The 12862-nt window shown below is 64.1% G+C and carries 11 protein-coding genes; 7 read left to right on the forward strand and 4 right to left on the reverse strand.

Annotated elements, in window-relative coordinates:
- Nucleotides 1-459 precede the first annotated feature (459 nt).
- Together phbB and gluQRS are read right to left on the reverse strand one after the other, a co-directional pair.
- Nucleotides 460-1200, reverse strand: a complete 741-nt coding sequence (gene phbB / locus AC1DKY_RS18980) for an acetoacetyl-CoA reductase (protein WP_441605131.1) — start codon at nucleotides 1198-1200, stop codon at nucleotides 460-462.
- Nucleotides 1201-1355: 155 nt separating this feature from the next.
- Nucleotides 1356-2216, reverse strand: coding sequence for a tRNA glutamyl-Q(34) synthetase GluQRS (gene gluQRS / locus AC1DKY_RS18985; RefSeq protein ID WP_441605132.1), 861 nt, complete (start codon nucleotides 2214-2216; stop codon nucleotides 1356-1358).
- Between the two features lie 204 nt (nucleotides 2217-2420).
- On the opposite strand from gluQRS, the gene htpX reads away from it, so the two are divergent.
- From htpX to AC1DKY_RS19015, 6 genes are all read left to right on the forward strand, one after another.
- The gene (gene htpX / locus AC1DKY_RS18990) at nucleotides 2421-3320 is read left to right on the forward strand and encodes a protease HtpX (RefSeq protein ID WP_441605133.1); all 900 of its coding nucleotides are present in this window, start codon (nucleotides 2421-2423) and stop codon (nucleotides 3318-3320) included.
- Between the two features lie 101 nt (nucleotides 3321-3421).
- Entirely contained in the window at nucleotides 3422-5293 is a 1872-nt protein-coding gene (htpG, locus tag AC1DKY_RS18995) for a molecular chaperone HtpG (protein WP_441605134.1), read from the forward strand.
- A 126-nt stretch (nucleotides 5294-5419) separates the two neighbouring features.
- Complete coding sequence (locus tag AC1DKY_RS19000) at nucleotides 5420-6322, forward strand: AEC family transporter (RefSeq protein ID WP_441605135.1); 903 nt, start codon at nucleotides 5420-5422, stop codon at nucleotides 6320-6322.
- Between the two features lie 9 nt (nucleotides 6323-6331).
- Complete coding sequence (locus AC1DKY_RS19005) at nucleotides 6332-6688, forward strand: nuclear transport factor 2 family protein (RefSeq protein WP_441605136.1); 357 nt, start codon at nucleotides 6332-6334, stop codon at nucleotides 6686-6688.
- A 333-nt stretch (nucleotides 6689-7021) separates the two neighbouring features.
- Entirely contained in the window at nucleotides 7022-7420 is a 399-nt protein-coding gene (locus AC1DKY_RS19010; RefSeq protein ID WP_441605192.1) for an RNA-binding S4 domain-containing protein, read from the forward strand.
- 113 nt (nucleotides 7421-7533) lie between these two features.
- Nucleotides 7534-8106, forward strand: coding sequence for a response regulator (locus tag AC1DKY_RS19015; RefSeq protein ID WP_441605137.1), 573 nt, complete (start codon nucleotides 7534-7536; stop codon nucleotides 8104-8106).
- A gap of 69 nt (nucleotides 8107-8175) precedes the next feature.
- Here the strand turns inward: AC1DKY_RS19015 and AC1DKY_RS19020 are convergent, their stop codons facing one another.
- Entirely contained in the window at nucleotides 8176-9618 is a 1443-nt protein-coding gene (locus AC1DKY_RS19020) for a catalase (RefSeq protein ID WP_441605138.1), read from the reverse strand.
- Between the two features lie 246 nt (nucleotides 9619-9864).
- Here AC1DKY_RS19020 and AC1DKY_RS19025 point away from each other — a divergent pair, with 246 nt between their 5' ends.
- Nucleotides 9865-10116, forward strand: coding sequence for a hypothetical protein (locus tag AC1DKY_RS19025; RefSeq protein ID WP_441605139.1), 252 nt, complete (start codon nucleotides 9865-9867; stop codon nucleotides 10114-10116).
- Nucleotides 10117-10169: 53 nt separating this feature from the next.
- Here the strand turns inward: AC1DKY_RS19025 and mutS are convergent, their stop codons facing one another.
- Nucleotides 10170-12749 (reverse strand): DNA mismatch repair protein MutS, encoded by a 2580-nt coding sequence (gene mutS, locus AC1DKY_RS19030; protein ID WP_441605140.1) that lies wholly within the window; start codon nucleotides 12747-12749, stop codon nucleotides 10170-10172.
- Between the last annotated feature and the right edge of the window lie 113 nt (nucleotides 12750-12862).

The raw sequence follows: 12862 nt of genomic DNA on the forward strand, positions 1-12862 counted from the left end.
TTCGTTCGAACGGCTGCCGCCGCTCGAGTCACTTTTCTTTTGCTGGCCCAAAAGATCCCTCGGGACTAGCTTCGCGTCGAAAGTAACCCAAAGAAAATGGCCTGATAACGCCCGCAGCATCGTGCTGGGATAAGCCCGAACGCTCGAGGCGCGCCGTCGTGGGACAACCTCCGAGGGTACAGAGGGGATACTTCAAAGCGTTGCGCAACGCGCCCGAATCCCTGAGGACTTAAAGCGGGGCCACGCTGCGCATCGGCTATCGGCTATCGGCTATCGGCTATCGGGTTTCGCGGTGCACGCCACTTCTCCCTCTCCCCTGCGGGGAGAGGGCTGGGGTGAGGGGCGGGTGCTCGCGGGGAGGCATCGACTGAGCGAGCTTTGATCTGGTTCTTCAAACCAACCTTCTCAGCACGGGCGTTTATCTTCAATCCGCCCGAGGGGAAGATGGCGGGTGGCAAATCACCACCCCATGTAATGCCCACCATTGATCGACAAATTCGCGCCCGTAATCCACGCCGCTTCTTCGCCGGTCAGAAACGCCACCGCATGCGCAATTTCCTCAGGCTTGCCGAGTCGACCGACAGGAATCTGCGCGACGATCTTTTCGCGCACCTCTTCAGGCACGGCCATCACCATATCGGTACCGACATAACCCGGCGAGACGGTGTTCACGGTGATGCCGAATTTGGCATTTTCCTGCGCCAGCGAAATGGTGAAGCCGTGCATGCCTGCCTTGGCGGCGGCGTAGTTGGCCTGGCCGTACTGGCCCTTCTGGCCGTTGATGGAGCTGATCTGGACGATGCGGCCCCACTTGTTGTGGCGCATGCTTTCGATCACCGGGCGGGTGACGTTGAAGCAGGCGTTGAGGTTGGTGTTGACCACTTCCATCCACTGCGGATAGGTCATCTTGTGGAAGGTGGTGTCGCGCGTGATGCCGGCGTTGTTGACCAGGATTTCCACCGGGCCCATCGCGCTCTCGATGATGCGCACCATCGCTTCGCAGGAATCGGGATCTTTCACGTCGCCCGGCACCAGCAGCACTTCGATGCCTTCCTTCGCCATCATTTCCTTCATGGCTTCGGCTTTGGACTGGTCACGATAGTTGGTGGCGACCCGGTGTCCCTGGCGCCCGAGGTAGCGAATGATGGCCGTACCGATACCGCCCGTGCCGCCAGTGACCAATGCCGTGCGTTGCGTCATGCCTGTTCTCCAAGGATGCGAGTGACCATTCAACCCCGATCGTGCAACCGGGACGCTGCCATGTCTACCACGCCATACGTGGCAAATCGTCTACGCAGAGTACGCCGACTTGCGCTTCTGTGTGGCAGTTGGACGATGAATGCGTTGATGGCCGTTTAGGCTGCCGCGCGTTCGCTGCAATGCGGTAGTCGATCCGGCGTGAATTCGGCGAGGGCGTGCGCTAGCAGGGCCGAGGGCTCACGTGCCGCCGGCGCCACCGGCAGATCCAGAAAAGCCAGCGCGCGGCGCAGTGCGGGCAGCGGGTCGGTAGGGTCCACCGGATGGGCGCGCTCGGACTTGGACAGCTTGCGGCCGTCGTCATCCAGGGCCAGCGGCAGATGCAGGTATCCGGGCGTCGGAAGCTTCAGGCAGCGCTGCAGGAAGATCTGCCGCGGCGTCGAGTCCAGCAAATCGTTGCCGCGTACCACCTGGGTGATGCCCTGGTGAGCGTCATCGACCACGCAGGCGAGCTGGTAGGCGTAGTAGCCCTCCACTCTGCGTATCACGAAGTCGCCTGCGGCCAGGCGGAGATTCTGGGACTGCGGGCCCTGCAAGGCATCGACAAAATCGAGCTCGATATCCGGCACGCGCAGACGCCAGGCCGGGGTTCGGCCTTCCATGGGCGGCGCCAGGCAGTGGCCGTCCAGATGCAGGCCGCCCGCGAGATCGTTGCGGCTGCACCAGCAAGGGAAGACGAGATCGGCCGCCTTGAGCCGCTCGAACGCTGCGTCATAGGCCGCCTGGCGGTGGGACTGGAACAGGGCGGGCGCGTCGGCCACCAGCCCGAAGGCGGGCAGGGCCGCCAGGATGCTTTCGGCCGAACCGGGCATCTCCCGCGGCGGATCGATGTCTTCCACCCGCAGCAACCACGCGCCACCGGCGTGGCGGGCGCACAACCAGCTGCCCACGGCAGCCACGAGGGAACCGAAATGCATGTGGCCGGTCGGAGAAGGGGCGAATCGTCCGCGGTAGTTCATCGGGCCATTTTACGGGCCGTCGATGGCCCGCAGGAACGCTTGGCGCGCGGTCGGCGAGTGGGTCCTTAGCTGACGCGCAGTTGAAAGCTGGACGTCGGGTAAGAAGATTCCCGGCTCACAGCCCTTGAAACCGCAAGAATTCGCCACGATCCTTTCACAGCGGCGAAAGTCGCATCCCCTTTCATGACTGCCCGAGAGACAGCCATGCGTCGCATCGCATTGTTCCTGCTTACCAATATCGCCGTCCTTTTCCTGCTGAGCATCGTCTGCCGCCTGTTCGGCATCGATCAGTGGGCTGCCGCCCGTGGTTACGGTGGCATGGGCGGTTTGCTGCTCTACGCCGCGGTCTTCGGCATGGGCGGCGCTTTCATCTCGCTGGCCATGTCCAAGTGGATGGCGAAGATGTCCACCGGCGCCCGCGTGATCGAGCAGCCGCAGAACGAAGCCGAGCGCTGGCTGCTGGACACCGTGCGCCGCCACGCCCAGGCGGCCGGCATCGGCATGCCCGAGGTGGCGATCTACGACGCACCGGAAATGAACGCGTTCGCCACCGGCATGACCAAGAACAGTTCGCTGGTGGCGGTGAGCACCGGCCTGCTGCAGCAGATGGACCGCGAGCAGGTCTCCGCCGTACTCGGTCACGAGATCGGCCATGTGGCCAACGGCGACATGGTCACGCTTACCCTCATCCAGGGCGTGGTGAACACCCTGGTGATCGTCGCGGCTCGGGTAGTCGGCCGCCTGGTGGACAGCTGGATGTCCGGCGGTCGCGACCGCGAGGGTGGCGGCGGCATCGGCTACTTCGTGTCGGTGCTGGTGCTGCAGCTGGTGTTCGGCCTGTTCGCCTCGATGATCGTGGCGGCCTTCTCGCGCTGGCGCGAATTCCGCGCCGACGCCGCCGGCGCCAAGTTTGCAGGCCGCGGCGCGATGATTTCCGCCCTGCAGCGCCTGCAGGTGCAGCACGGCGAGAGCACGCTGCCGCAGACGATTGCCGCGTTCGGCATCTCCGGTCCCCTGGCGATGGGCTTCAAGCGGCTGTTCATGAGCCACCCGCCGCTGGAAGAGCGCATTGCCGCCTTGCAGAATCCTTCGGCCAACGCCTGAATTCACCCGCTTTCCCACGCAGAGCGGGCATCATAAGGGGCCGATTCGTCGGCCCCTTCGCTTGTTACTCCTTCGACTGACCTTTGCATGAGTCTCTCCGCATGACCACTACCGCGCCCGAAACCCGCAAATTCGAAGCCGAAGTGGCCCAGGTCCTGCACCTGGTCACGCATTCGCTCTATTCGCACAAGGAGATCTTCCTGCGCGAATTGATCTCCAACGCCTCCGATGCCTGCGACAAGCTTCGCTTCGAATCGATCGCCAATCCTGACCTGCTCAGCGGTGACGGCGAGCTGCAGATCCATGTGAGCTGGGACCCGCAGGCACGCACCGTGACCGTGCGCGACAACGGCGTCGGCATGAGCCGCGATGAAGTGGTGGCCAACATCGGCACCATCGCCAGCTCGGGCACGCGCCGTTTCCTGGAAGCGATGAGCGCCGAGCAGAAAACCGATGCCCGTCTGATCGGCCAGTTCGGCGTGGGCTTTTACTCCTCGTTCGTGGTGGCCGATCGCGTCACCGTGCTGAGCCGTCGCGCCGACCTGCCGGCGAGCGAAGGCGTGAAGTGGGAGAGCGACGGCAAGGGCGAATACAGCCTGGCCCAGGTCGATCTGCCCGAGCGCGGCACCGCGGTGATCCTGCACCTGAAGGCCGACGAGGACGAGTTCCTCAAGGGCTGGGAGCTGCGTTCGCTGATCCGCAAATATTCCGACCACGTCGCTTTCCCGATCCGCTGCCCCAAGGACGAGGACGGCAAGCCGGGCGACGAATGGGAGACCGTCAACGACGCCTCGGCGCTGTGGGCCAAGCCGCGCAACGAGATTTCCGACGAGGATTACCAGAGCTTCTACAAGTCGCTCGGCCACGATTTCAACGATGCGCTGGCCTGGACGCACAACCGCGTCGAGGGCAGCCAGAGCTTCACCACGCTGTTGTACATCCCCGAGCAACCTCCGTTTGATCTGATGATGGGCGGCCGCGACGAGCGCAAGGGCCTCAAGCTCTACATCAAGCGCGTCTTCATCATGGATGCGGCCGAAGAACTGCTGCCCAACTACCTGCGCTTCGTGCGAGGCGTGGTGGATGCAGACGACCTGCCGCTCAACGTGAGCCGCGAAATCCTCCAGCACAATCGCCAGCTGGAGCGTATCCGTGCGGCCTGCGTGAAGCGCGTGCTCGACTTGCTGGAAAAGCTCTCGCGCGATGAGCCGGAGAAGTTCGCCACCTTCTACAAGGCCTTCGGCAATACGCTGAAGGAAGGCATTGCCGAAGATCCCGCCAATCGCGAACGCATCGCCAAATTGCTGCGCTTTGCCTCCACCAAGGGTGATGGCGCCGCGCAGACCGTATCGCTCGACGACTATATCGGCCGCATGCCGCTCACCCAGGACACCATCTGGTACATCACCGCCGATAGCTACACCGCCGCCATCGGCAGCCCGCAGCTGGAAGCATTCAAGGCCAAGGGCATCGAAGTGCTGCTGATGTCCGACCGCATCGACGAATGGATGCTCAACAGCCTCACCGAATACAGCGGCAAGAAGCTGCGCAACGTGGCCAAGGGCGAACTGCCGCTGGACGAGGCGGACAAGAAGCAGCAGGAAGAGGCGAGCAAGGCAGCCGAGCCGCTGGTGCTCAAGCTGAAGGAGTTGCTGGGCGACCGCGTCGGCGACGTGCGCGTGTCGGCGCGCCTCACCGATTCGCCCTCGTGTCTGGCCTTGTCCGATTACGAGATGGCGCCGCACCTGGCACGCCTGCTGCGCGAGGCCGGCCACGACGTGCCGCTGGCCAAGCCGACGCTGGAAGTGAATCCACACCATCCCTTGCTCCAGCGTGTGGAGAGCGAGAGCGATCCGGCCAAGTCCGCCGATCTCGCCAACCTGCTGCTTGACCAGGCCGAGATTTCGGCGGGCGCGCAGTTGCCGGATCCGGCGGCGTTTGTGCAGCGTTTGAATCGCCTGATCGTGGGGTGATGATCCAGGGCTCGTCATTCCGGCCTGCGCCGGAATGACGATGGGGTGGCGTGACGTTGTTCGACGTCACCAAGCCCCCCAACAAACGGCCGCTATACTGCGGCCGTTTCGTTTTCCAGGAAGCCCATGGGCGCGTTGCTACTGTTGTTCACCTGCCTTTTGCTTGGCGTACTGGTCGCGCGTTTCGCCCGAACGCCGGCCGGCCTCGTCCATGGCATCAACTGGTGGGTGATCAATATCGCGCTGCCGGCGCTGGTTCTGGCGCTGGTGCCCAAGGTGAAGGTGGACACGCAGCTATGGTTTCCCGTGGCGTCCATGTGGGTGACCTTCTTTGGCGCGTGGCTGCTGTTCGCGGTGCTCGGGAAAATCCTGGGCTGGTCGCGCGAACGCATCGGCGCCCTCACGCTGGTTTGCGGCCTTGGCAATACCTCGTTCATGGGGTATCCGATGATGCAGGCCTTGCATGGCAAGGAGGGCCTGGCACTCGCCGTGGTGGCCGATCAGCTGGGTTGTTTTCCCTTGCTGGCCTCGGCCGGCGTGGCGGTGGCATCGCTGTATGCCGGGCGATCGCCGCAGCCGGCCGTGATTGCGCGTCGCATCCTCACCTTCCCGTCTTTCCTGGCCCTGGTGCTCGCCGCGATCGTCGGCGCGCTGGGTGGCTGGCCGCCGATCGTCGATGAGGTTCTGCTGCCCGTAGGCGCCACGCTGACGCCGCTGGCGCTGTTCTCGGTGGGTTTGCAGATCAAGTTCCACTTGGGCGAGCGCCAGCTGCCGCCGTTGCTGCTGGGTCTGGGTTGGAAGCTGCTGCTCGCGCCCATCGCAGCCTTGTTGCTGGGCATGACGGCGGGCGTCGGTGGCCTTACGCTGACCGTGGGCGTGTTGCAGGCGGGCATGGCGCCGATGATTTCCGCGGCGATTCTTGCCGACGAGTACAAGCTGGAACCGTCGCTCGCCAACACCTTGCTGGGTGCCGGCATCGTGTTGTCGCTGATCACCATACCGCTGGGCAATCTGCTGCTGGGCAGCTGAGGAACGCGCATGGATCTCGCCGCGCATCTGCTGGATCTGGAGACACAGCTGCATCGACAGGACGTGCGTGCCGATGAGGCGGCGCTGCGGCAGCTGATCGCCGAAGACTTCTTCGAGTTCGGTGTCTCGGGCACCGTCTGGTCACGCGATGCGGTCGTGGAAGCGCTGCGCGGTGAATCGTTTTCGCCGCGTGAGGTCAGCGATTTTCGGCTGACGATGCTGGCTGCGGATGTGGCCTTGGTGACCTACCGTGGGCATCGCTTCGCCACGCCGCAGCGCCCGGCGTCGGATTCGCTGCGCAGCTCGATCTGGCGCCTGCGCGATGGCCAGTGGCAGATGCTCTTCCACCAAGGCACCCCCTTGTAGGAGCGCACCCTGTGCGCGACCGCAGCGTTTCGGTGTAGCTCAGTCCTGAAGGTCTTCGCGAAAGGCTGTCGCGCACAGGGTGCGCTCCCACAGAGGGCGCGGGTGATTGGGGGCGCCCGGTGCGCGACCGCGGCGCTTCGGTTTACCTCAGTCCTTGATGTCCGCGCGAAAGGCTGTCGCGAACTACAAAAAGGGCTGCGTGGATGGTTGTAGGAGCGCACTTGTGCGCGACCGCAACGCTTCGGTTTAGCTCAGTCCTGGATGTCCTCGCGCAAGGCTGTCGCGCACAAGGTGCGCTCCTACAAGGGGATCGGATGCGCGATAATTGAGGGCATGTCACGGCCCGAATCTTCTTCTGCAGCCCCTCTACGCGCCGATGTGTGGCTCTGGGCGGCGCGCTTCTACAAGACCCGTAGCCTCGCCAAGCAGGCCATCGAGGGCGGTCGGATCGACCTCAACGACGGCAGCTGCAAACCCGCCAAGGCGGTGCATGTGGGCGACGTGTTCCGCATCAACCGGGGCGAGGAGCGGCTGGAAGTGGAAGTTCTGGCGCTCTCCGAGAAACGAGGCCCCGCTCTGGTTGCGCAGGCGCTGTATCGCGAAAGCGAGGCCAGCATCGCCGCGCGTGAGGCGGCGAAGGCTCAGCGTAAGTTACTGGGCACCATGGCTCCTCCAGGGCGTCCGGATAAGCAGGCACGTCGAGAATTGCGACGGCTTAAGGATTCCATGTGAGTCACCCATCTCAGAACGCAGCGCCGTTCTGGGTAAGCATGTCCTCCAAGGAAAGCTGCGCGGGCGCGTGGTTTTCCCTTAGGAATTGAGGTGGGAGGGCGACAATGGCGGGGATGGGATTTCTAAAGCGACTGCTTTCGAGCGCAACGCCGGGGCAGGTCGAGCAGACGTGGCGCAAGACCACGCATGGTGCACGGATACTGGTGGTGGACGATTCGGCGACGATCCGTGCCGTGCTCGGCCGCATGCTGGAAGTGGACGGCTACGATGTTGTGCGAGCGGCTGATGGCGAAAGTGCGCTGGAAATGGCGCGCGCCGAGCCGCCGGCGATGATCTTTCTGGATATCGTGCTGCCGGGCATGAATGGCTTTGCCGTGTTGCGCGCGCTGCGCCACGACCCGGCCACGCAGCACGTGCCGATCGTGATGATCAGCGGCAACCAGCAGGCGACCGAGCAGTTCTACGTGCAGCGCTTTGGCGCGGACGATTTCATCAGCAAGCCGTTCGGTCAGGCAGAAGTCGCGCGCAGCATCGATCGCCTGGTGGGCTTCGGGCGGCTGTCCGCGCGCGAAGCGGCCAAGGTGGTGTCCTTGCCGGTGTCGGTGCCGGTGGAAACCATTCCAGCCCTGCTGGCCAATGCCACGGACGAACCGGTCCTGGTGACCGTTCCCGAAATGGCGGCCTGAGCGTTCTCTTCGCAAGCAAAACAGAAGGCGGCGCTCGCAAGAGACGCCGCCTTCGTTTTTTCCAGCAGCTTAGAGCGTGATGCCCACCGCCTTGGCGACGCCTTCGCCATAGGCCGGATCGGCCTTGCTGAAGTGGGCGATCTGACGACGGATGATTACCTCCGGCACACCGCGCATCGACGCGGCGATATTGCCGAATAGTTGTTTCTTTTGATCCGGACTCATCAAGCGGAACAGATCGCCCGGCTGCGTATAGTCGTCATTGCCATCGCGATGGTCGTAGCGATCCGCATCGCCGGAGATGGCCAGCGGCGGCTCCTGCACCGACTTGTCTTCGACCGGGCCATGGAACGAGTTCGGCTCGTAATTCACGCTGCCGCTACCGTTGCCGCCGAAGCGCATCTGGCCGTCGCGGTAGTAGTTGTGCACGGGGCAGCGCGGGCGATTGATTTCCAGCGCTTCGTGATTGGTGCCCAGGCGATGACGTGCCGTATCCGCGTAAGAGAAGATGCGAAATTGCAGCATCTTGTCCGGGCTGAAGCCGATGCCGGGAATCACATTGGCCGGCGAGAAGCTCGATTGCTCCACTTCGGCGAAGTAGTTGTCCGGATTGCGATTGAGCTCGAGCACGCCCACTTCGATCAGCGGATAGTCCTTGTGAGGCCATACCTTGGTGAGGTCGAACGGGTTGTACGGCGTGTTCTGCGCCTCGGCTTCGGGCATCACCTGCACGTACATCGTCCACTTCGGGAAGTCCTTGCGCTCGATCGCTTCGTAAAGGTCGCGCTGGTGCGACTCGCGATCGCGTCCGATCACGCCGGCTGCCTTGTCGTTGGTCCAGTTCTCGATGCCTTGCTGGGTCTTGAAGTGGAACTTCACCCAAAAGCGCTCGCCCAGGTCGTTCCAGAAACTGAAGCTGTGGCTGCCGAAGCCATGCATATGGCGCAGCGTCGCCGGCAGGCCGCGATCGCTCATCAGGATGGTGACCTGGTGCAGCGACTCGGGCGACAGCGACCAGAAATCCCACATGGCGGTGGGGCTGCGCAAATTGGTCCGCGGATGGCGTTTCTGGGTGTGGATGAAATCGGGAAACTTGTATGGATCGCGCACGAAGAATATCGGCGTGTTGTTGCCAACCAGATCCCAGTTGCCTTCTTCGGTGTAGAACTTGATGGCGAAACCACGCACGTCGCGCTCGGCATCCGCGGCGCCGCGCTCGCCTGCCACGGTGGAGAAGCGCAGGAACAACGGCGTCTTCGTGCCGGGCTTGAACAACTTGGCGCGGGTGTACTTGGTGATGTCGTGCGTGATGGTCAGCGTGCCGTGCGCTGCGGAGCCGACGGCGTGCACCACGCGTTCGGGAATGCGCTCGCGATTGAAGTGCGCGTGCTTCTCGAACAGCTGGTGGTCCTGCACCAGCAGCGGGCCGCGGGGACCGGCGGTCAAGGCGTTCTGGTTATCGGGGACGGCTGCACCGGATGAGGTGGTGAGGGTCTTGCGGCGGTCGGTCATGCGTGGCTCCTTGCACGTGGGTGAATGGCTGCGTGCACCCGACTCTAGGTAGCTGCTCCCATTTGTGGAATTCGATAGTTTTGATGTCGCCCATAGCTGCGGCCTATGGAGAGAGGCTCGTGCCGTGTACCCGCTGGCTTGGACAGTGGAAGCAGGGCCACCGATGACGTTGCATCACGGCTTTCACGCACACACCACCATGCCTGTCTGACGATGCCTGCCTCTTGATCCCAGCGGAGAGTCGTCGTGGCAGAGCACATCCAGGAAGGCGACATGGTTTTCGTGGCCGACGGCGAAGATGGCATCGGCTCGGTACGCCGGCTGCTGGCAGGCGGCCATGCACTGCTGGTCTATATCGAGAACGGCGGCGACTTCGAGATACCGGTGAGCGCCGTGCGCGCCGTGCATTCAGGCAAGGTCGTGCTCGACCTCGATCATTTGCCGACGCCGGTGCTCGAAGCGATCGGCAACGCCCGCAAGTCGGAATATCCGCACTAGATCCGGCTGTGTGATATCGACTCGCTCTCCGGCGAGCCGATGTCCGCTGCCTCTCAGGCCAGCGACTTGAGCCGATAAAGCGCTTCCAGCGCGTCGCGCGGCGTCATCGCATCGGGATCGATGCCTTCCAGTGCACGTTCCACCACGGACGGCGCCGCGGCGAACAAGCCCATCTGCGGCGACTCCTGCGCTGGCGTCTTGGTTTCCGTCGCCGAGGCGTGTTGATACATGCCACGTTCCAGCTCGGCCAGCGTGCGCCGCGCATCGGCGATCACCGACTTGGGCAGGCCGGCGAGCGCGGCCACCTGCAAGCCGAAGCTGCGATTGGCAGGGCCTTCCTTCACCGCGTGCATGAACACCAGCTGCTCGCCGTATTCCACCGCGTCCAGATGCACGTTGGCGATCGTGGCGTATTCGTTGGCCAGCTCGGTCAACTCGAAATAGTGCGTGGCGAACAGCGTGTACGAGCGGCTGCTGGCGGCCAGATGCACCGCCGCCGCGCGTGCGAGCGCCAGGCCGTCATACGTGCTGGTGCCGCGGCCGACTTCATCCATCAGCACCAGGCTGTGCTCGGTGGCGTTGTGCAGGATGTTGGCGGTTTCGCTCATTTCCACCATGAAAGTGGACTGGCCGCGTGACAAGTCGTCGCCCGCGCCGATACGCGTGAACACGCGATCGATAGTGCCGATTACCGCACGCGACGCCGGCACGTAGCTGCCGATATGCGCCAGCAGCACGATCAGCGCGTTCTGGCGCATATAGGTCGACTTACCGCCCATGTTCGGACCGGTGATCACCAGCATGCGACGATTGTCGTCCAGCATCAGGTCGTTCGGTTCGAACGGTTCTTCGCGTACTTTCTCCACCACCGGATGGCGGCCGCGCTCGATCGCGATGCCGGGCTCGTCGGTGAGTTCGGGCGCGCTCCAGTCCAGTGTCATGGCGCGCTCGGCGAGCGTGGCCACCACGTCCAGTTCGGCCATCGCGGTCGCGGCGCTCTTGAGCGGTTCCAGTTGCGCGATCAGGGTGTCGAGCAACGCTTCGTACAGCGCGCGCTCGCGCATCAGCGAGCGCTCCTTGGCCGAGAGCACTTTGTCTTCGAAGTTCTTCAGCTCTTCGGTGATATAGCGCTCGGCGTTCTTGGTGGTCTGGCGACGCGTGTAATGCGTGGGCGCCTTGTCGGACTGGCCCTTGCTGATCTCGATGTAGTAGCCGTGCACACGGTTGTAGCCCACCTTCAGCGTGGTGATGCCGCTGGCGGCTTTCTCGCGTTCTTCCAACTCGACCAGATATTGGTCGGCATGCGTGGCGAGGCGACGCAGTTCATCGAGCTCGGCGTCGTAGCCGTCGGCGATGACGCCGCCGTCGCGCTGCAGGACGGGCGGCTGTTCCACCACGGCCCGGCCGAGCAGCGCCGCCGCGTCGGCGTGATCGCCGATGCGCTCGACCAGCGCATGCAGCAGCGGGCTGTCGAGCGGCGCGATCAACGCACGCAGCAAAGGTGCAGCGGCCAGGCCATCGCGCAGTGTGGACAGATCGCGCGGACGCGCCGAACGCAGCGCCACACGCGCCAGGATGCGTTCCAGGTCGCCGATGCCGCGCAGCTGCTCGCGCAGGGGCTCGTGCTGGCGTTGATCGATCAGGCTGCCGATGGCCTGATGGCGTGCGCGCAACAGCTCGCGCGAACGCAGCGGGCGATTGAGCCAGCGGCGCATCAGGCGTGCGCCCATCGGGGTGACAGTTTCGTCGAGTACACCGAGCAAGGTGTGCTCGGTGCGCCCGCTGGGATGCGTATCCAGTTCCAGATTGCGGCGCGTGGCGGCGTCCAGCGCAATGGTGTCGCTGGCACTTTCCACCGACATGCCGGAGAGATGCGGCAGCGCGCTCTTCTGCGTTTCTTCCACATAGCCGAGCAGGCAGCCTGCGGCGGCAATCGCGAGCGGGAGCCGATCGACGCCGAAGCCGCCGAGATCGCGTGTGCCGAAGAAGCGGTTGAGTTCGCGCCTGGCGGCATCGCCGTCGAAGTGCCACGGTGGACGCTTGCGCAGGCCGGGCAGGGTGCTGACCAGTTTCGGCCACGCCACGTCCTCTCCCACCAGGGTTTCCGCCGGCTGCAGGCGCGCCAGTTCGGAAGCGAGCGCTTCGGCGCTGGGTACTTCGCTGAGCAGGAAACGGCCGCTGGCCAGATCCACCCAGGCCAGGCCATAGGCGCCGTGCGCGCCGGCGGCGATGGACATCAGCAGGTTGTCGCGGCGTTCTTCCAGCAGCGCGGCATCGGTCACCGTACCCGGCGTGACGATGCGCACCACCTTGCGTTCCACCGGACCCTTGGAGGTGGCCGGGTCGCCGATCTGCTCGCAGATCGCCACCGACTCGCCCAGCCGCACCAGCCGCGCCAGATAGTTCTCGGCAGCGTGATAGGGCACGCCTGCCATCGGGATCGGTTGGCCGCCGGACTGGCCGCGCTGGGTCAGCGTGATGTCCAGCAGGCGCGCGGCCTTGCGCGCGTCGTCATAGAACAACTCGTAGAAGTCGCCCATGCGAAAGAACAGCAGCACATCCGGGTGCTGAGCCTTGGCGCCAAGGTACTGGCGCATGAAGGGAGTGTGGCTTTCGAAATCCTGGGCGACCATAACGTGCTGTTCTGTCGGGCCTTATGCTGAAACCGGCCGTGGCGGGAAGGCGCTGCGCGCCAACGAAAAATGCTCGCCAAGATAACCGAATTGGCCCGGCAAGTATCCCGCGA

The sequence above is a fragment of the Dyella sp. 01N448 genome, from assembly GCF_056399225.1.

Excerpts from the sequence above, each read along its gene's own strand:
- htpX (WP_441605133.1), top strand. The coding sequence starts at position 2,421 with ATGCGTCGCATCGCATTGTTCCTGCTTACCAATATCGCCGTCCTTTTC.
- AC1DKY_RS19015 (WP_441605137.1), top strand. The coding sequence starts at position 7,534 with ATGGGATTTCTAAAGCGACTGCTTTCGAGCGCAACGCCGGGGCAGGTC.
- AC1DKY_RS19005 (WP_441605136.1), top strand. The coding sequence starts at position 6,332 with ATGGATCTCGCCGCGCATCTGCTGGATCTGGAGACACAGCTGCATCGA.
- gluQRS (WP_441605132.1), bottom strand. The coding sequence starts at position 2,216 with ATGAACTACCGCGGACGATTCGCCCCTTCTCCGACCGGCCACATGCAT.
- AC1DKY_RS19020 (WP_441605138.1), bottom strand. The coding sequence starts at position 9,618 with ATGACCGACCGCCGCAAGACCCTCACCACCTCATCCGGTGCAGCCGTC.
- AC1DKY_RS19010 (WP_441605192.1), top strand. The coding sequence starts at position 7,022 with ATGTCACGGCCCGAATCTTCTTCTGCAGCCCCTCTACGCGCCGATGTG.
- AC1DKY_RS19000 (WP_441605135.1), top strand. The coding sequence starts at position 5,420 with ATGGGCGCGTTGCTACTGTTGTTCACCTGCCTTTTGCTTGGCGTACTG.
- htpG (WP_441605134.1), top strand. The coding sequence starts at position 3,422 with ATGACCACTACCGCGCCCGAAACCCGCAAATTCGAAGCCGAAGTGGCC.
- phbB (WP_441605131.1), bottom strand. The coding sequence starts at position 1,200 with ATGACGCAACGCACGGCATTGGTCACTGGCGGCACGGGCGGTATCGGT.
- mutS (WP_441605140.1), bottom strand. The coding sequence starts at position 12,749 with ATGGTCGCCCAGGATTTCGAAAGCCACACTCCCTTCATGCGCCAGTAC.